Genomic DNA, 17,257 nt, shown 5'->3' on the forward strand with positions numbered 1-17,257 from the left:
GGGCTCGCACAAACTCGCTCTGCGAGAGCCTTATAGAGGCGGGGGCAGTCTAGATCACAGCCACTCGCCCGTAAGCCGCCGTCACTCACGAAAACTCCGTGGTTATACGTGGATCGCGCACCGATTTCGTCGCGGTAAGGTTGAGAGGTTAGCTTAATTCCCAGTCTTTGTTGCGCGTTTCGTCGGATCGCCTATCCATCTCCGCACCGGGCTCCCCCAAGCCCGGCCCCACCCAAGCAAAGCCGCTGAGCGAACCGCTTGGCGGCTTTGTCGTCGTGTCGACGTGAGAGGATAGTTTCGGTTATGGCGCGCAAGCCCTGGTCATTCAAGGAAGACCGCCGCCTCATGGAATTGGCCAAGTCTTCGACCTCGCTGGAAGAGGCAGCGAAACAGCTCGGGCGATCACCCGACGCAATCAAGCGGATGGCCATGCGCCTCGGCCTGTCGCTCAAGTCGAAGGCAACCAAGAAAGGCTAGCAGCCCGGCGGAAGGGCAGCTGAGCCGCTTGGCAACCACACCCCGCTCTCCGCGTTTGAGCGAGATCCGGCTGCCCCGGCGCCTACCCCGGCAATTCCACCAGCCATAAGGAGCCCGTCTGCGGTGGTTGGGCGGCCCGGAGCAGAACAGCGGGTCACAGGGCGTACCGAGCACAACCTGGAACGGGCGCCCGGCGGTTGTTAGTCGGCCCGTCTTAAACCTTATCTTAGCGCCTCCGGGTTAAGTTCGGATAATCCTCTTTTAACCCTGCCCGGGGCCGGATGCGATCGATACGGCCGAGATTTGCGACGGCGGTGCTCGTGCTTGCGGGCGCGGTGACGTTTGGACTAGGCGGCCACTTCGCCGCTATACAATTCATTCACGATCAGCAGGCGCGCCATCTGGAAGAGCTGACCGAGGTCGTTACGCGCCGCTCAGAGCTCGCGGTCGACTTTGCCGCAGCAAGCCTCGACCAGTTGGCAATCCGAGGGCTCGCCACCTGCGATCCGGCCGCGTTGCAGGCGATCCGTCTCCACGTCTATCGGCGCTCGGCGGTCAAGGATGTGCGACTGGTCAACGCCGACGGCTCGGTGATCTGCTCGGCCTATTCGGAGACGCTCGAATTCGACAAGGGCTGGGTCGATCGCGGCGACATGCTGGCCTCGCGCGATGCGGGGCTGATGCTGTTCCGCGTCGAGCAATTCGGCGGCGACGCCCTCGGCGTACTCAGGGACATCGGCAACAACAAGGCGCTGGTCGCCATCCTCGGCATCAACTCCAGCCTGTTCGATATCATGCCGGCGGAATTGCGTGCGCATGGTCAGGTCCTGTTGGCGCTCACGAACGGCGCGCAGCTTGGCGAATTCATGCTTGATGCCGACAAGGCGTTGCCGCATCCGGTCGATTTCGAGAAGCGCTCGGCACGTTACCCGCTGCGCACGACGATCCGCATCGACCGGACCGTTCTGTCGACATGGAACAGCCAGGTCTATTGGCCGGCCATGGCTCTCTCGCTCGCGCTGGGCGCGATCTTCGGCCTGCTGCTGTCGCGGACGCGGCGCGTAGAGGGCCCCGTCGCCGATCTCGACCGCGCCTTGGCACGCGGCGAATTCAGGCCCTATTTTCAGCCAGTCTTCGATCTCAAGACCAGGCAGATCAAAGGATGCGAGATCCTGGTGCGTTGGCTGCGCGAGGATGGCTCCGTCGTGCCTCCAATGAATTTCATCCCGTTGGCGGAGTCCAGCGGACGGATCCAAGGCATGACTTGGCAGCTTCTCGGCCGTGCCCTGGCCGACCTGCAGCCGCACCTGAAGGCCGACAAGGAATTCAAGCTTTCGCTCAATGTCGTGCCCAAGCACCTCTTGAGCGCGGGTTTCATCGAGACGCTGCGCAGCACCGTCGGTGCGGCCAGGGTCTCCACACGTCAGATTGTGATCGAGGTGACCGAACGCGACGAACTCGATGACCTTGTGCGCGCCGCAGCCGTGGTGAGCGAGTTACGCGAGCATGGCTTCCGCGTTGCCATCGACGACGTCGGCGTCGGCCATAGCGGGCTATCGCGCTTGAAAGGCCTGGGCGCCAACACCATCAAGATCGACAAGTTCTTCGTCGACACCATCGCGGTGGATGCGTCGACCACGGCCATCGTGGAGATGCTGGTCGCGCTCGCGGGCGATCTAAGCATGAGTGTGATCGCGGAAGGGATCGAGACCGAAGAGCAGGTCCGCGCCCTGATCTCCTGCGGCGTCGAAGAGGGCCAGGGCTATCTCGTCTCCGCGCCATTGCCCGTCGAGGAATTCGTCGAGCTTCTTGAGAGACGTAGATTGGCTGGCCTCGAGGGCGGGACACAAACAGCCGCGCTTGTTGCGTAGAAAAGCAGGTCGGCGAGCCGGCTCGAAAGCAGCCGCCTGCAAGGAGCGCCTTCACGTCTGACGAATCCGAGCTGGCACGGCAAATGCTTAGAGGGTGCCATGCTGGCACTGCTCTTCCTATTGGCTATTTTTGCGGCTGGATTTGCCGCGGGTTACGGCATTCGCGAGCTGCGTTCACGGCGGCGCCGACGCAGGTTCAGGCGAATTGCCTTCTGAACGGGCGCGACGCAATTGTTCACGATGTTGACACACGTTCACCCCGACCTTGAGGAGGCATTCTGCGGATGGATCGAAAGTTCCGGTCATCGCGGGCAAATTCATGTGATCGCGAGTCATCGGAAGTCCGCAAAACTGCCTTATGAATGTTGGCCAGCACCGGTATCGGACGGACAAGCTCTCCGATGGTGGTACCTTTGCATGTTTGACATCATATTCTTGGCTGCCATCGTGGCGATTTCGTTCGCGGCTGGTTATGGCACGCGATCCGTGGTCTCGCAGAGACGTCGTACAAAATATCTCAAGCTGAAGCCGTATGTGCGCCCCTCCAAGCCGTCGGAGCCGCCACAGTTCCTGCTCCGTCCTCGCGGCGGAAATGTCGCTCAGATGCCTAGGGTTGCATCAAACGGCCGTCGCAGCGGCTGATCTCGGCGGGGTTCCGGCCCGGCCTTCGCCGGGCCCGATGAAGATTGCTCTGTTGCTACGAACCGTCAGTCGCGCTCTCGTCGTACCGAGGGGCACCGGCCTCCTTAACGATAGCAAAGGGTTTTCCGGCACCAACTCGCAGGGTTGGGTATGGTGCCGACATGTTTCGCAACCCCCTCGTCACGGCCACTGGCGTCTGCTTTGCCCTGATAACTTACGCCACCTTGGCGAAGTTGGCGGGTCGCCCCGTGCTTGTCGGCCATCACGAAGCCTATTGGATCGTCGTCGTCGAGCGGTTCAGCGCTTATGGACTACTGGGCTTTCTCTTGTCTTTTTTGCTGCCTGGACGCTTCCGCCTGGCTTGCATGCTCGTGCTGTCAGTCGCAATCGGGCTCGAGGTTCTGCAAGCTCTGACGCCCGATCGCGATCCGGCCCTGGTGGACGTGCTGCAGAAAGCAGCTGGCGGAACAGTCGGTGTCCTGTTGGCTCAGACAATTCTTGCCTTCTTGCCGAGACCTCCATCCTAGACACGTTCTGCATACTCTGCTCAAAGCTCGCAGCGGATTGGCAAACTGCGGCTTCTCATCCACAATGCACACCCTGTTGAGAGGATTTCGAACGATGGCCCGCAAACTTCATGTGCTTCTGGGTGGAGCTTTGCTCATTGCCACATCGTCCTCGGCAGTCGCCCAAGGCACCTATCCGAGCGGTGTGCGCAGTGGCTACACTGGCACGACGTCCGGTTCACCCGCCCCGGCCACCAGCGCTACGGGAACGTCCTCCTCTCCGACACCATCGACTCGAAACTTGGGAACCGGCCAAGGGCGTACCGAGGGCGCGATGGGGCTTTCGCCGCAATTGCAGAAAGAGTTGGGAATTGGTCGTCAGCAGTAGGCGTGTTGCGCCTTGCCTATCCGTAAATTGATTGAAGACGCCCACATTTGATCGGCGACGTCAATCAAGCCTGCTGCCCCCTCGCCGAGACGCGCCTCTGATCAGCGGCTCACCGGTTCTTCCGGCGCTTCCTGACCGCGAACCACCGCACGCGCGGTTCCGAGATCGGCCGCTCGGCCGCTATGCGAGCGCAACATGACCTCGAACGACCTCTTGACCCCGCCAAGGTCATGGTCGATCGAAGCGTCGCGCAGCATGGCGCGCGCATCGGTGTGAAAAAGCAGGGCTGCGGCAACGGCCAGAGGGAACACGTGCTTCATGCTGGGTCCGACAATCAATTCCAGCGTGATGCCATTGCGCGAAAGTACGACGAAATGGCGACGCTTCGTTGCCACAGAGCGGCCTTTTAACGATCTTGAGCGTGACCGCTCCGGGCCAAGGCCGTTCGCCTGCACTAAGCCGCTTGAACTGGATTTGGCGGCAGCCTCTATTTCGTCATCTGCCCGCGCAACTCGCCACCCGGATTCGTGGCGGTGTGGATGTTCGCGTACCACTTGCCAGCCAGCAGGTCCGCAGCCTGCGTGTCGGTGAGCGTAGCGCTGCCCTGGATCGGGCTCTGCACCGTCTTGAACGGCAAGGCGATGCCGGCGTTCTTGCCGGCTTCGCCGGGGCCATGGAAATGGGCCCCCATCGCCGGGCCCGTCAGGCCGGCAAAGGTGACCGTGTAGGTGAGAGTTTTCGTCTCGGTATCGTAGGTCGCTTCCGCCTTGCCCGTGCCGGGCGAATTGTTTGGAGGCACCTCATTGCCGCCTTTGAGGTCGGCCTGAAGTTTCACGACCTCAGCGCTGGCCGGCGCTGCGGTCGCAATCGCCGCGCCGAACAGAGCTGTTCCCACCAGCGTCACGCACGCCCGATATGCGGCTGTCCTCATGGCATCCTCCTGCAGGCTGTATGCCCGTGCGGGTTGAAACCCCGAGGCCCAGCCGGAAATTCCGGAGCCGAATTTATGCCTGATTCGGAGCAGGGATAGCGGAAATCTCCGTGCGGATCGCAATGGCCCGCCCCTAGCGACGGCTCAAGCCACCCCGCGCCTGCCGAGCAACTCGTGCGGTGTCAGGAGTTCGGCCATCTGCTGATGCGTGGCCTGGAGCGCCTCGATGGCGCCGTCGAGATCGAAATCCGACTCGCGGACGGAGGCGAAGAACTTGGCCGTCAACGCCAGATCCAGTTTGACGCGCGTCGTTCCGTCGCGGCTCCTGCGACGGTCAAGTGACAGGTGAATGGCTCTCAACCTGGCTTCACTGCTGTCGCAATCGCACAGTCTTCCGAGTTCGTTATAGGTCATCCAGATCTGAGGCATGTTCTTCTTCCACCACCGTTATCGGGCTTCAGATTTAGATTTCACGTCTAAAGGCACGGTTTCTTCGGTCCGGCTGCGGCGTCTTTTCGAGGCAACAGCGTCAATGCAGTACTAAGATGCGGGAGACCTGGGAGGCCCAGGGAAGTGGCGCGGCCGGGAACGGCTATCGAGCCCCTTGGGCAATTTGTCATTGAGCTTCACGACGGCACGTCGCGTCTCGGCGGCAGGTTGATCCTCCTGGCAGTAGATCAGCGTCGCCTCGAACATGACGTCAGGCGCTTGCCTGGCCGTTCCCGAGCAGGTCGCCATCGCCCCGCTGCACACGCCGGAGAGCTCGACCTCGACCTCGTCATGCCCGAACACGGTCGGCGGGCCGTCGGCATACCGCTTCGTGGTCAGGAGGGCCGTGAAGCGCTGCTCGTCGACGCGATAGGATCCACCATAGGTGAAGAAGCTGTCGCTGCCCGAGATCCGCCCTTCGGCCAGATGTACGACGCCAGTGCCCTGGCCACGCGGGGTTCTGAACCAGGCAGCGTATTTGCCGTCTCTCAGCATGAAAAACATCCGTCGCAATTCCATGCGTATTTGCGACCAACTCTGGGGCGCGACAATGACCGATGCGACGAGCATTTCGCCACGGTTAACGTCCTGCAAAGCCAACCCGTCAAATTGCTGTCGGCGCGCACGCAAAGGCGCGGCGGCGGACGTCAGAACAATTCTATGCCGTCATCCGCTGTCTCGACCGCCTCGACCCGACGCGCGGTGGCGATCGACGCCAGCCCAAGCGTGTGCAGGAATTCGCGATGGACGTCCCGCTCGCGCTCCATCGTGTAGCGCGCGAAGAGACCGTCGAGCATCGCCTGATCCCGCCCCTCCGGCTGCGGCGGCTGCGCGCCCCCGCTCGCGGTCTCGAGGCGTACGGCGACCGCGGGCAATGCCGCGGAGCCTTCGCCGAGCGTGGTCATCAGGCCCTGCGCCGAATTCATCAGCCCCTCGAACTCGGCACCTTCATCGACGAGCCGGCTCATCAGCCTGCCGAGCCGTTCGTTTCCGGCCTCGACCTCGCGCAGCGCCTGCAGGATCTGCGGCTCGAGCTTGGCAAGCTGGGTGGGATCGCCCTGCACGCGCAGCTCCTTCAGCTCCTTTGCCGAGCGTTCGATACCATCGAGCACGGGCCGCAGGCGCCCTGCGCCGGCCGAGACCTGATCGGCGGTCGCCTTGAGCTCGTTCGCGATCACGACGAAGGCGCTACCGCGGCTGCCGAGATGGCTCGCTTTGAGGCCGGCATTCATCCCGATCAGGGTGATGTCGACGGTCGCCTCGGCGAGCCCGGCGATCGCCTGACGAAACTTTGCCAGCGTGTCCTCGACGATGGCGAGCGCCTCGTCGACCGCGCGGCCGGCGCTTTCGCAGGTGGCGATCAGGGTCGAGGCATGCGCCAGCGTCTGCTTGATGCGCGCCAGGAATGACGACGAGCCGCCCTCCTCGCCGCCGAACAGCGTGCGGCCGTGGCCGACGACACTGGCCGCGTCGCGCAGGATGGCGGACAGCGCGCGAACGATCTGGCCGATGTCGCCGCCGAACTCGCGCTGGGCGTCCCTGAGCAGGGCCGCCTGCAACTGGCAGATCGCGCGCGCGCCGTCTTCGCTCGCGACCGGTTCGGGAACGAGGCTCGTGGATGATCCCGACGCAAGGCCAAGGCCGTGACAGACATGCTCGAGACGCTGGCGCGTGCTGTCGCCGGCCTGAAGCGAAATGATCGCACCGCCGACCGCCTCGGCGATCTTCCTGGTGCTGGCGCTCGCGAGGTCGGCGAGCTCTCTGCCATTGCGGCGCTGCTCGCGCAACCCGGAATAGGCCGCACCGAGCTCGGCGCTCTCGGCCACCAGCTGCTTGGCGTAGCGGCTCTCGAATTCCTTCTGCCGGCCGGACGCCGTGGCGACGGCATCCGACAGACGCTGCTGGTCCTTCGCGCAGCCTTCGATCGAGCCCTGCACGGCCTTGCCGAGATCGTAGGCCTCCTGGGTGAAGGCGAGAAAGCCCTCGCGGTCGCCGTCGAGCGAGGCCGCCTCGATCCGCGCGCTGCGGGCGATGATGGTGATCATCTGGATGTGCTTGAACAGCGGCTTGAGCAGCGACGAGGCCTCCGCCGTGCTCTTGCCGATCGTCTCCAGCAGGGTACTTTCCGCCGGCAGCGCCTCTGCCAGCTCACTCAGCCGCGCCGCGATGTCCTGCAACGCGGTGGCAGCGCCCTCGATCTCGGCGCCGGAGAGCTCCTCGGAGAGCGTCGCAAGGCCCTGGTTCAGCTCCTTGAAGATGAGGTGGCCGCGGCCGAGATCATGACCGACGCGCGCGAAGACGTCCTCGATCCGCGACGAGACATCCTCGATCGCAGCGATCGATTCAGCGAGCGTATTGGCCGGAATGGCGGGCATTGTGATCAACCTGCCGCCGCGACATGCCCGGCCTGGTACCAAAGCATGATCTCGCGCGGGATATGGTGCAGCGAGACCACTTTCTCGACACCGCCATGGGCGATGGCTTCCTTGGGCATGCCGAACACGACGCAACTCTCTTCATCCTGTGCCCGCGTCGAAGCGCCGAGCTTGCGCATCTCCAGCATGCCGCGGGCGCCGTCGTCACCCATGCCGGTCATGATCACGCCGAGCGCATTGGCGCTCGCGTGCTGGGCCGCCGAGCGGAACAGCACGTCCACGGAGGGACGATGCCGCGACACCGGCGGGCCGTCCTTGATCGCGATCTGGTAGCGCAGGCCGATGCGCTGAAGCAGCATGTGACGGGCGCCGGGCGCGATATAGGCGTAGCCCGGCAGCACCGGTTCGCCATCCTCGGCTTCCTTGACGCGGATCTGGCAGACGCTGTCGAGACGCCTGGCAAAGGCCGCCGTGAAACCTGCCGGCATGTGCTGGACGATGAGAAGCGGAGGACAGTGCGGCGGCAGCATCTCGAGGACGTCGTTGAGGGCCTCGGTCCCGCCGGTCGATGCACCGATGCACACGATGCGCTCCGTCGTTGGCCGTACTTTGCCCAGCACCGGCGGCGGGATGATGGCGTCGGCCGTCAGCTTCTTCTCGACCACGCGACGTTCGGACCGCGGACGCACCCGCGCGCGCGCCGCCGACTTCACGGCCTCGCGCAGCCGCGTGGAGCATTCGAGCAGCGCCTGGCGCGTGTCGATCTTCGGCTTCGGCACGATATCGACCGCGCCAGCCTCGAACGCCTCAAACATCACGTTCGACCCCTCTTCGGTGAGCGAGGAGCAGATGATCACCGGGATCGGACGCTGCGCCATGATCTTGCGCAGGAATGTCATGCCGTCCATTTTGGGCATCTCGATGTCGAGAATGATGACGTCGGGAATCTCGTTCTGGAGGCGGCGCGCCGCCGCGAACGGGTCGGACGCCGTCCCCATCACCTCGATATCAGGGTCGTCGTTGAGGATCGTTTGCAGGATTTGGCGCACCGACGCCGAATCGTCCACGATCAGTACGCGAACTTTCTCCCTCGGCATTTGGGCGGCGCTCCGATCAGACCTTGAAAATGGTTGGCTGGACTTGCTTCAGACCCGGCACTGCACTGTGGATCATCGATTCCGAATGCCCGACCAGGAGATAGCCGCCGGGCCGCAAATGGCTGCACAATTGCTCGATCACCTTGCGCTGCGTCTCGCGCTCGAAATAGATCAGGACGTTGCGGCAGAAGATGATGTCGACGTCGCGATCCACCGGATAGGAGGAATCCATGAGATTCATCCGCATGAAATGCGTCATGCGCCGCAGCTCGGGCACCACCCGTACCTCGCAGCGCGACTTGTCGCGCGACGACAGGAAATATCGCTTCACGAAGTTCTCCGGCACCGGAGCCAGCACGTCGCGGGTATAGATCGCGGTCTTGGCGAGGCGCAGCACCGCCGTCGAAATGTCGGTCCCGAGAATGCGGTATTGAAACCGCGAGCCGCTCCGCGTCATGTCGTCCAGCACCATGGCGGTGGTGTAGGCTTCCATCCCCGTGGAGCTCGCCGAGCTCCAGATCTTCAGGTTCGCATTCCTGCGTCCATGCGACTTGAGCAGGGCGGGAACGGCCACGTCACGCATGAACGTGAAGTGCTGAGGTTCGCGGAAGAAGTCGGTCTTGTTGGTCGTCACTACATCGATGAGATGGGTGAGCTCGATATCGAAATGCTCGACCTCGAACAGGTTCTCGACATATTCGTTGAGGTCGGAGAAGTTCAGCGCGCGTACGCGCTTGTGCAACCGTCCCTCCAGCATCAGCCGCTTGCCCTGCGGCAGCTTGATGCCGACCTGGCCCTCGATCAAGTCGGCGATGGTCCGGAAGTGGCGGTCGGACAGATGCACCGCCGTATCCTGCATGGCGGGCATCATCGCTGCATGCCCCCAACCGGGATGGCCGCCGCCTGCACTGAATGTCGGGCCGAACGGGCCATCTTGAATCCCACGCGTTTACGCAATTGCTGACGAGGGATCGGCCCACCGGTCAAGGACGGACCGATCCCTCGGAGAGTCCTAGCGCTGGAAATCGGCGTCGCGATCGTCCTCGCCGTCGTTCATGTCGAAAGCGAAGCCGCCGCCGCCGGCCACCTTCAGGGCGCGTGCCGGCCTCGCCTGCGGCTTCTTGGCCGGACGCTCGGCCGCCGCCATCGTGGCGGCCTTGGCACGCAGCTGATTGACCGCGCGATCGATCGGCGCCGGCGCCTGGCTCTTTGCGCCGTGGTCGATGCGGAAATAGGCGATCGTCGACTGGAGCTGCTCGGCCTGCGAGGCGAGCTCTTCGGAGGTCGAGGATACCTGCTCGGAAGCGCTGGCGTTCTGCTGGCCGACCTTGTCGAGCTGCTGGATCGCCTGGTTGATCTGGGCCGAGCCGACGTCCTGCTCGCGGCAGGCCGCGGTGATCTCCTCGACGAGCTCTGCCGTCCGCTTGATGTCGGGGACGAGCTTGGAGAGCATGGAGCCAGCCTCCTGCGCCACCTTGACGGTCTCGGCCGAGAGCGTGCCGATCTCGGCCGCAGCCGCTTGGCTGCGTTCCGCGAGCTTGCGCACTTCGGACGCCACGACTGCAAAGCCCTTGCCGTGCTCGCCGGCGCGCGCGGCCTCGACCGCGGCGTTGAGCGCGAGCAGGTCGGTCTGGCGGGCGATCTCCTGAACGATCGTGATCTTCTCGGCGATGGTCTGCATCGCGTTGACGGCGCGACCCACCGCGGCGCCGCTGGCCTCGGCGTCCTTGGCGGACTGCGCCGCAATCTTCTCGGTCTGGTTGGCGTTGTCGGCGTTCTGCTTCACGTTCGAGGCCATCTCCTCCATCGAGGAGGAAGCCTCTTCCGCTGAGGAAGCCTGCTCCGTCGCGCCCTGCGAGAGCTGCTCGGCGCTGGCGGAGAGCTCCTGGCTGCCGGCGGAGACGTTCTGCGCCGCGGTGAGGGCTTCCGACACGATCTGCCGAAGCTTCTCCACCATGCGCTCGAGCGCGAGGCCGAGCGTATCCTTGTCCGACAGCGGCTTGGCTTCGACCGTGAGATCGCCCTGCGCGATCTGGTTGGCAAGCGCCGCCGTCGCGTTCAGGTTCACCGTCATCGCATTCAGCGACTTGATCAGGTCGCCGATCTCGTCATTGCTGGACGACTCGATCTTGTGGCTGAGATCGCCGATCGCCACCGCATCGGCGAGGCCGACGGCCTGCGCCAGTGCGCGGCTGATGTTGAGCGCGATCCAGGTTGCGGCAACAGCGGCGATCAGCAACGAAGCAATGACAAGGCTCATCAGGATCAGTTCGGCGCGGGCGCCATCCTGCTTGGCCTGTTCGGCCTGCTCGGCCATGTTCTTCTTGACGTTCTTGATGTAGCCGTCGGCCGCTTCGATCGCGTCCGCAACGACCTTGCGGCCGTCATGCATGGAACGGTCCAGCGCCTGCGGCTTGTCGGTCTTCGCGAGGCGGACCGTCTCGTCCTGATAGGCGTTCAGCTTGGCGAAGGCGACATTGAAGCCCTCCATCAGCTTCTTGCCGCTCTCGCTGGCCGCCGCATAGATCTCGTCCTTGGACTTGGCGACGGCCTCGCGGTTCTTGATGAGGTCAGCCCGGAACTGCTCATGCTCGGCGTCGGACGCTGCGAGGATGGAATTCTTCTCCGCGCGCACCAGGAAGAGAATGCCCTCCTTCAGTTCGGCGGCCTTTTCCATGCGGCCTGCACGACTGACCAGCTGCTCCGTGGTGCCGACCATGTCGGCGAGCTTCATGTAGCCGACCGCGCCAGCGATCATGGAAAGCAGGATGACGACGCCGAAGGCGCTGGCAAGCTTGGCTTTGACGGTGAATCTCATGTCAGTCTCGTTGGTTCAAATGGGGGTGCGTACGCTTGACCACGCTTCACTCTTGCAAACTCAGGCGGCGCGGGGCGCATCGCGCCCTTCCGGGATCTCGTCATGTGCCATCAGCTTGGCGAGATCGAAGATGACGACGAACTTCTCACCCTTGCGGCCGATGCCGGCGGCGTAGTCGGACTGCCATTTGCCGCCGACCTCGGGGATCGGCTCGATCGCCTGCTCGTCGATGTCGGTGACCTCGAACACGCAGTCGGCGACGAAGCCGACGCCGACCAGGCGGTCCTTCATCGGCACGTCGAGGATGATGATGCGGGTCGCCTCGGTGGCCGCCACGCTCGGCAGGCCGAGCTTGGTCCGGAGGTCGACGATCGGATAACCGCTGCCGCGCACGTCGATCATGCCGAGCAGGAAATTCGGCGCATGCGGCAGGCGCGAGATCGGCCGCATGTCCAGGATTTCCCGAACGTTGCGGATGCTGATGCCGAACGTCTCGCCGGCGAGCCCGAGCGTCAGATATTGCGAGGTTGCGGCCATGATGCAGTCCAGGGATCCCAGGTTTCGTGAAGTGCGCGGTCCGGCTCGGGGCCGGACCGGCTTGATCAGCGTTGAAACTCGGCGTCGCGGTCGTCTTCGCCGTCATGCATGTCGAACGCGAAACCGCCACCGCCGGCAACCTTCGTCGCACGCGCGGGCTTGCGGGCGGGCGCGGGCTTCTTCGTCCCGCGATCCGCCGCCGCCATGTGCGCGGCCTTGGCGCGGAGCTGGCCGACGGCGCGGTCGATCGACGCGGGCGCGGCACTCTCACTGCGTCCACCCTGTTCGATGCGGAAGAACGAGATGGTCGACTGGAGCTGCTCGGCCTGCGAGGCGAGCTCCTCGGAGGTCGAGGACACCTGCTCGGAGGCGCTGGCGTTCTGCTGGCCGACCTTGTCGAGCTGCTGGATCGCCTGGTTGATCTGGGCCGAACCGACGTCCTGCTCGCGGCAGGCCGCGGTGATCTCCTGGACCAGTTCGGCGGTCTTCTTGATGTCGGGCACGAGCTTGGCCAGCATGTCGCCGGCTTCTTGCGCGACCTTCACGGTCTCGGTCGACAGCGTGCCGATGTCGGCTGCCGCCGCCTGGCTCCGTTCGGCCAGCTTGCGCACTTCGGACGCCACGACCGCAAAGCCCTTGCCGTGCTCGCCGGCACGCGCGGCCTCGACCGCGGCGTTGAGCGCGAGAAGGTCGGTCTGGCGCGCGATCTCCTGCACGATCGTGATCTTCTCGGCGATGGTCTGCATCGCGTTGACGGCGCGGCCCACGGCAACGCCGCTGGCTTCCGCATCCTTGGCCGACTGCGCCGCGATCTTCTCGGTCTGGTTGGCGTTGTCGGCGTTCTGCTTTACGTTCGACGCCATCTCCTCCATCGAGGACGAGGCTTCCTCGGCGGACGAGGCCTGCTCGGTCGCGCCCTGCGAGAGCTGCTCCGCGCTGGCGGAGAGCTCTTGGCTGCCGGCCGAGACATTTTGCGCGGCGGTGAGAGCCTCGGCAACGATCTGCCGGAGCTTCTCGACCATTGTGTTCAGCGACCTGACGAGATCGCCGATCTCGTCGTTGCTCGCGGAGGGTATCGTCTGATTGAGATCGCCATCGGCCACCGCTCCGGCAAGGCTGACGGCGCGGCCGAGCGAACGGCTGATCGAGATCGAAATCCACAAGGCTGCCGCAATCGCAACCATCAGCGAGACACCGAGAAGCGACATCAGCATGAACTGCGCCTGATGCCCCTCGTCCTTCGACTGGATGGCCTGGTCGGCCATCTGTTTCTTGGTGTTCTCGACATAGGCACCCATGGACTCGAGCGCCTCGTTCACGACCTTGCGCCCCTCATTCGTCGAGCGGTCCGTCGCTTTGGCCTTGTCGGTCTTCGCGATCCGGATCGTCTCTTCCTGATAGGCATTCATCTTGGCGTAGGACGCCGCGAAGCCGTCGAGCAATTTCCTGCCGGCCTCACTGGCGAGCGCGTAGACCTCATCCTTGGTCTTGAACGCAGCCTCACGCCGCTTGGCAGCATCGGCGGCGGCCTGCTCGACCTCGCTCTCATTGCCGATGATGGCGTTCTTTTCCGCGCGGAGCTGGAGGAGGATGTCCTTCTCGATCTGGGTCGCCTTCTCCATGCGCTTGGCGCGGAGGACCATGCTGTCGGCCGTCGCCATCATGTCGCCGAGCTTCATGTACGCCACGCCGCCGGCGACCATGGACAGGACGATAACCAGGCCGAAAGCGCTGGCAAGTTTTGCCTTGACCGTAAATCTCATTTCCAGCCCCTACCCCTGTCTCGCCCCGAGACCTGCTCTCAATTCAGGATGCGTTCCATGTTGGGAACGATGACGAACTCTTCACGCCACTTCGCGATGAAGCGAATGAATTCCGGTTTCCAATGCATGCCGACGCGCGGCGTCTGCTGCACGTCGGTTTGCGAAATCTCCGTGACCTCGTAGACCTTGTCGGCGGTGACGCCGACCAGGACCGGCTCGCCGTCGAGCTGAAGCTCGATGACGACGATGCGCGTATCGGCGGAATCGTCGAGCTGCGGCATGCCGAAACGGATGCGCAGATCGGCGAGCGGAATGACGTTGCCGCGCACGTTGATCACGCTCGGAACGAACGCCCGCGCGCCCGCGACCTTGGTCACGGGCACGGGATCGATGATCTCGCGCACGAGGCCTGCGTCGAGTGCGAACTTCTCCTCGCCGAGGCCGATCATCACGACCTGCATCGCGCCCGTCTGGTGCTCGCCGGCTTGACCCTCGTTCATTACGCCGCCTCGCTGATGTGCTGCTTCTCGACCTTCGACTGCGCCAGCGTGACGAGCTGGGCGACGTCGAGGATCAGTGCCGCCGTGCCATCACCCAAAATCGTCGCGCCGGAGAAGATCGTGACGTCGGAGTGCAGCTTGGAGAGCGACTTGATCACGGTCTGGTGGTTGCCGATGATCTGGTCGGCGACGAGGCCGACGCGGGTCTCGCCGGTCGAGATGATGATCGTCTTCTGGTGCCGGTCGGGCGCGCCCGACGCGGTCAGGAGCTCGCGCAGACGCAGGAACGGGACGAGGTTGCCGCGCACGTTGAGGAAGTTGCGGCCGCGCGAGCGCTCGTCCTCGGCGGTCAGCTCGACGCATTCCTCCACCGCCGACAGCGGGATGATGTAGCGGCCTTCGCCGACGCGGATCAGAAGGCCTTCGATGATCGCCAGCGTCAGCGGCAGGCGCAGCGTCACGGTCGTGCCCTGGCCCGGCTTGGTCGACAGGTCGATCGTGCCGCGCATGTTCTCGATGGTGCGCTTGACCACGTCCATGCCGACGCCGCGGCCCGACAGCGCCGAGATGGTCTGCGCGGTCGAGAAACCGGGATGGAATAGGAACTGGTGGATCTCGTGATCGGTCAGCACGGCGCCGGAGGCGATCAGGCCCTGCTCTTCCGCCTTCGCGCGGATGCGCGCGGTGTTGAGGCCGCCACCATTGTCCTTGACGGTGACGAGCACCTGCGCGCCGGAATGCACGGCAGCGAGCTCGATCCGGCCCTGCTCGGTCTTGCCGTTGGCGGCGCGCGTTGCGGTGTCCTCGATGCCGTGGTCGATCGCGTTGCGGATCAGATGCACCAGCGGATCGGCCAGGCACTCGATCATGGTCTTGTCGAGCTCGGTGTCCTCGCCTGAGGTGACGAATTCGACCGGCTTCGACAGGTCGCGCGAGAGATCGTGCACGAGGCGGCGGAAGCGGCCGAACAGCGAGCCGATCGGCACCATGCGCGCACCCATCGTAGTGTCGCGCAAGGAGGAAGCGAGGCGCTCGATTTCCTCGGCGATCATCTTGATCGAGAGATCGGAGCCGGAGGCGGCGAGCTGGCTCAGCCGCGCCTGGGCGATCACGAGTTCGCCGACGCGGTCCATCAATTCGTCGAGGCGCTCGGCCTGGACCCGGACGGTGGCGATGCCGCGCTCTTCGCGCTTGGCCTCGGACTTCGGTTCAGGCTTGATTTCGGGTTTGGGCTCCGCCTTAGCGACGGGCGGCTCCGTAACGGGCGCGGCAACGGCCTCGGCCACCGGCGCGGGCATCTCGGCGACCGGCTCCTCGTCGAGAAGCTGGAACAGTGGCGCCGGGGCCGGCGCTTCGACGTGCTCCAGCGGCGAGAGCGCCAGCTTCATCTCGTCCTGGACGAACATGAAGACGTCGTCGATCGCGTCCTTGTCGCAGGCGGCGTGCAGCTTGACGTCCCACTTCAGATAGCAGTCTTCCGGCTCCATCTCGTCAAGGAACGGGATGCCGTCGGTGATGGGCACGACGAAGCAGGGGCCGAGCTTGCAGAGGTCTTCCAGCAGGTCGAGCGGATTCGAGCCGTTGCGCAGGATGTGGGATTCGAATTCGAGATAGAGGTGCCAGCCGGCCTGCTTGCTCTCGGTCGGGGCGAGCGGCGGCGCTGCCACGATCGCGGCGATCGGAGCTAAGGGCTGATCCGACGACACGAAGCGCTTGAGGTCGTCGAGGATGGCGTCGCCGATGATGTCGTCGGTCGACTGCGGGTCCTCGATCAGCGCGCGGATGTAGTCCTTGGCGGCGAGCGCGACCGAGATCAGCTCCTGGGTCGGCTTGATCTCGCCCTTGCGGACGCGGTCGAAGGCGGTCTCGAATTCATGGGTGAAGGAGGCGACCTTGTCGAAGCCGAACATCGCGCCCGAGCCCTTGATCGTGTGCAGGGCGCGGAAGGCGGAATCGACCAGCTCGCGGTCGTGGGGACGCTGGCCGAGATCGAGCAGGGCCCCTTCCAGGACCTCGAACAACTCGCTGGCTTCCTGGCGAAAGACCTCGGTCGGGTCCATCACGTTCATGCGCGCACCAGCTTGCCGACGACGGCGAGCAGCTGCTCGGGCTTGAACGGCTTGGTGATCCACCCGGTGGCGCCGGCGCTCTTGGCTTCCTGCTTCACCGTGTCGTTGGATTCGGTGGTGAGGAACACGATGGGCATGCCGACCGCGCTCGGTAGCTTGCGTAGCGCCCGGATCAGCTCCAGCCCGTTCATGACGGGCATATTCAAGTCGGTGATGACGAGGTCGAGCTTGCCGGCCTGCGCCTTGGCGAGCCCTTGCGCGCCGTCACCGGCCTCGATCACGTTGTGACCGGCCGGCTCGAGCACGACCTTGATCATCTGCCGGATGCTGGGCGAATCGTCGACCGTGAGAATCGTGGCCATCAGGTGCCATCTTTCTTTTGCGGGAAATGCTGATCGATCATCGCCTCGTTGGTGAAGCCGGCGCGGCGAAGAGTGTTGCGCAGAGACTGGGAGAATGACGTGAGCACCACCGGGCGGCCCTGGGCCTCGCCCGTCTTGGCGGTCGACAGCAGAAGCTGGATCGAGGTCACGTCGGCCTTGTCGACGCTCGAACAGTCGATCTCGAGCCGGTCCTGCCGGCCGAAAGCCTCGCGGATCAGGTCATAGACATTGCGGATCGCAGCAATGCTGCAATCCGCCGGCAGCCGCAGGGACCACTTCGGCTCGGTGACATCAGACGACATTCGTCCCCCAAATTTCCCCCGAGACTCACTGCACGCATGGCGCGAATCTCGCGCGACGACTATTCGGTATGGAGAGTGTGCAAACCCCTAATGGGCATCCCCGTACAAC

General features: G+C 64.3%; 17 protein-coding genes. 3 read left to right on the top strand and 14 right to left on the bottom strand.

The genetic code is table 11. The features are described from left to right. Positions 1-303 precede the first annotated feature (303 nt). From QA642_RS37905 to QA642_RS37915, 3 genes are all read left to right on the top strand, one after another. A complete protein-coding gene (locus QA642_RS37905) occupies positions 304-477 on the top strand; it encodes a hypothetical protein (protein ID WP_283081469.1) in 174 nt (57 codons plus the stop codon). Between the two features lie 281 nt (positions 478-758). Beyond that, positions 759-2,348, top strand: coding sequence for an EAL domain-containing protein (locus tag QA642_RS37910; RefSeq protein WP_283081470.1), 1,590 nt, complete (start codon positions 759-761; stop codon positions 2,346-2,348). Between the two features lie 803 nt (positions 2,349-3,151). Continuing rightward, a complete protein-coding gene (locus QA642_RS37915) occupies positions 3,152-3,517 on the top strand; it encodes a VanZ family protein (RefSeq protein ID WP_283081471.1) in 366 nt (121 codons plus the stop codon). Between the two features lie 468 nt (positions 3,518-3,985). Here QA642_RS37915 and QA642_RS37920 read toward each other — a convergent pair whose 3' ends face one another. The 14 genes from QA642_RS37920 to QA642_RS37985 all read right to left on the bottom strand — a co-directional run bounded on the left by QA642_RS37920 (position 3,986) and on the right by QA642_RS37985 (position 17,148). Continuing rightward, on the bottom strand, positions 3,986-4,339 hold the full coding sequence (locus QA642_RS37920) for a hypothetical protein (protein ID WP_283081472.1): 354 nt from the start codon (positions 4,337-4,339) through the stop codon (positions 3,986-3,988). A gap of 32 nt (positions 4,340-4,371) precedes the next feature. After that, positions 4,372-4,815, bottom strand: coding sequence for a CHRD domain-containing protein (locus QA642_RS37925; RefSeq protein ID WP_283081473.1), 444 nt, complete (start codon positions 4,813-4,815; stop codon positions 4,372-4,374). 144 nt (positions 4,816-4,959) lie between these two features. Continuing rightward, entirely contained in the window at positions 4,960-5,244 is a 285-nt protein-coding gene (locus QA642_RS37930; RefSeq protein WP_283081474.1) for a hypothetical protein, read from the bottom strand. 111 nt (positions 5,245-5,355) lie between these two features. Continuing rightward, positions 5,356-5,799: a hypothetical protein gene (locus QA642_RS37935; protein ID WP_283081475.1), complete on the bottom strand. Its 444-nt coding sequence runs from the start codon at positions 5,797-5,799 to the stop codon at positions 5,356-5,358. A gap of 152 nt (positions 5,800-5,951) precedes the next feature. Next, complete coding sequence (locus QA642_RS37940; RefSeq protein ID WP_283081476.1) at positions 5,952-7,679, bottom strand: chemotaxis protein; 1,728 nt, start codon at positions 7,677-7,679, stop codon at positions 5,952-5,954. 5 nt (positions 7,680-7,684) lie between these two features. Beyond that, entirely contained in the window at positions 7,685-8,776 is a 1,092-nt protein-coding gene (locus QA642_RS37945; protein ID WP_283081477.1) for a chemotaxis response regulator protein-glutamate methylesterase, read from the bottom strand. Between the two features lie 16 nt (positions 8,777-8,792). Further along, positions 8,793-9,647 carry a CheR family methyltransferase gene (locus QA642_RS37950; protein WP_283081478.1) on the bottom strand — a complete coding sequence of 285 codons (855 nt, stop codon included), beginning with the start codon at positions 9,645-9,647 and terminating at the stop codon, positions 8,793-8,795. Positions 9,648-9,788: 141 nt separating this feature from the next. Further along, positions 9,789-11,594, bottom strand: coding sequence for a methyl-accepting chemotaxis protein (locus tag QA642_RS37955; protein WP_283081479.1), 1,806 nt, complete (start codon positions 11,592-11,594; stop codon positions 9,789-9,791). 60 nt (positions 11,595-11,654) lie between these two features. Next, the gene (locus QA642_RS37960; protein ID WP_027549415.1) at positions 11,655-12,131 is read right to left on the bottom strand and encodes a chemotaxis protein CheW; all 477 of its coding nucleotides are present in this window, start codon (positions 12,129-12,131) and stop codon (positions 11,655-11,657) included. A 65-nt stretch (positions 12,132-12,196) separates the two neighbouring features. Further along, a complete protein-coding gene (locus tag QA642_RS37965) occupies positions 12,197-13,894 on the bottom strand; it encodes a methyl-accepting chemotaxis protein (protein WP_283081480.1) in 1,698 nt (565 codons plus the stop codon). Positions 13,895-13,932: 38 nt separating this feature from the next. Further along, entirely contained in the window at positions 13,933-14,394 is a 462-nt protein-coding gene (locus tag QA642_RS37970; protein ID WP_283081481.1) for a chemotaxis protein CheW, read from the bottom strand. Further along, on the bottom strand, positions 14,394-16,463 hold the full coding sequence (locus tag QA642_RS37975; protein WP_283081482.1) for a chemotaxis protein CheA: 2,070 nt from the start codon (positions 16,461-16,463) through the stop codon (positions 14,394-14,396). The genes QA642_RS37970 and QA642_RS37975 overlap by 1 nt, the downstream gene beginning before the upstream one ends. Further along, the gene (locus QA642_RS37980) at positions 16,460-16,825 is read right to left on the bottom strand and encodes a response regulator (RefSeq protein ID WP_008142319.1); all 366 of its coding nucleotides are present in this window, start codon (positions 16,823-16,825) and stop codon (positions 16,460-16,462) included. Before QA642_RS37980 ends, QA642_RS37975 begins: the two co-directional genes overlap by 4 nt. Beyond that, positions 16,825-17,148 carry an STAS domain-containing protein gene (locus QA642_RS37985; protein ID WP_283081483.1) on the bottom strand — a complete coding sequence of 108 codons (324 nt, stop codon included), beginning with the start codon at positions 17,146-17,148 and terminating at the stop codon, positions 16,825-16,827. Before QA642_RS37985 ends, QA642_RS37980 begins: the two co-directional genes overlap by 1 nt. Positions 17,149-17,257 lie beyond the last annotated feature (109 nt).

This window comes from Bradyrhizobium sp. CB2312, from assembly GCF_029714425.1.
Taxonomy (GTDB): domain Bacteria; phylum Pseudomonadota; class Alphaproteobacteria; order Rhizobiales; family Xanthobacteraceae; genus Bradyrhizobium.

What these genes read in the sequence shown, in the direction of transcription:
- QA642_RS37940 (WP_283081476.1), bottom strand. Translation starts at nt 7,679, where the DNA reads ATGCCCGCCATTCCGGCCAATACGCTCGCTGAATCGATCGCTGCGATC.
- QA642_RS37935 (WP_283081475.1), bottom strand. Translation starts at nt 5,799, where the DNA reads ATGCTGAGAGACGGCAAATACGCTGCCTGGTTCAGAACCCCGCGTGGC.
- QA642_RS37970 (WP_283081481.1), bottom strand. Translation starts at nt 14,394, where the DNA reads ATGAACGAGGGTCAAGCCGGCGAGCACCAGACGGGCGCGATGCAGGTC.
- QA642_RS37960 (WP_027549415.1), bottom strand. Translation starts at nt 12,131, where the DNA reads ATGGCCGCAACCTCGCAATATCTGACGCTCGGGCTCGCCGGCGAGACG.
- QA642_RS37915 (WP_283081471.1), top strand. Translation starts at nt 3,152, where the DNA reads ATGTTTCGCAACCCCCTCGTCACGGCCACTGGCGTCTGCTTTGCCCTG.
- QA642_RS37950 (WP_283081478.1), bottom strand. Translation starts at nt 9,647, where the DNA reads ATGATGCCCGCCATGCAGGATACGGCGGTGCATCTGTCCGACCGCCAC.
- QA642_RS37945 (WP_283081477.1), bottom strand. Translation starts at nt 8,776, where the DNA reads ATGCCGAGGGAGAAAGTTCGCGTACTGATCGTGGACGATTCGGCGTCG.
- QA642_RS37905 (WP_283081469.1), top strand. Translation starts at nt 304, where the DNA reads ATGGCGCGCAAGCCCTGGTCATTCAAGGAAGACCGCCGCCTCATGGAA.
- QA642_RS37925 (WP_283081473.1), bottom strand. Translation starts at nt 4,815, where the DNA reads ATGAGGACAGCCGCATATCGGGCGTGCGTGACGCTGGTGGGAACAGCT.
- QA642_RS37985 (WP_283081483.1), bottom strand. Translation starts at nt 17,148, where the DNA reads ATGTCGTCTGATGTCACCGAGCCGAAGTGGTCCCTGCGGCTGCCGGCG.
- QA642_RS37965 (WP_283081480.1), bottom strand. Translation starts at nt 13,894, where the DNA reads ATGAGATTTACGGTCAAGGCAAAACTTGCCAGCGCTTTCGGCCTGGTT.
- QA642_RS37910 (WP_283081470.1), top strand. Translation starts at nt 759, where the DNA reads ATGCGATCGATACGGCCGAGATTTGCGACGGCGGTGCTCGTGCTTGCG.
- QA642_RS37980 (WP_008142319.1), bottom strand. Translation starts at nt 16,825, where the DNA reads ATGGCCACGATTCTCACGGTCGACGATTCGCCCAGCATCCGGCAGATG.
- QA642_RS37955 (WP_283081479.1), bottom strand. Translation starts at nt 11,594, where the DNA reads ATGAGATTCACCGTCAAAGCCAAGCTTGCCAGCGCCTTCGGCGTCGTC.
- QA642_RS37975 (WP_283081482.1), bottom strand. Translation starts at nt 16,463, where the DNA reads ATGAACGTGATGGACCCGACCGAGGTCTTTCGCCAGGAAGCCAGCGAG.
- QA642_RS37930 (WP_283081474.1), bottom strand. Translation starts at nt 5,244, where the DNA reads ATGCCTCAGATCTGGATGACCTATAACGAACTCGGAAGACTGTGCGAT.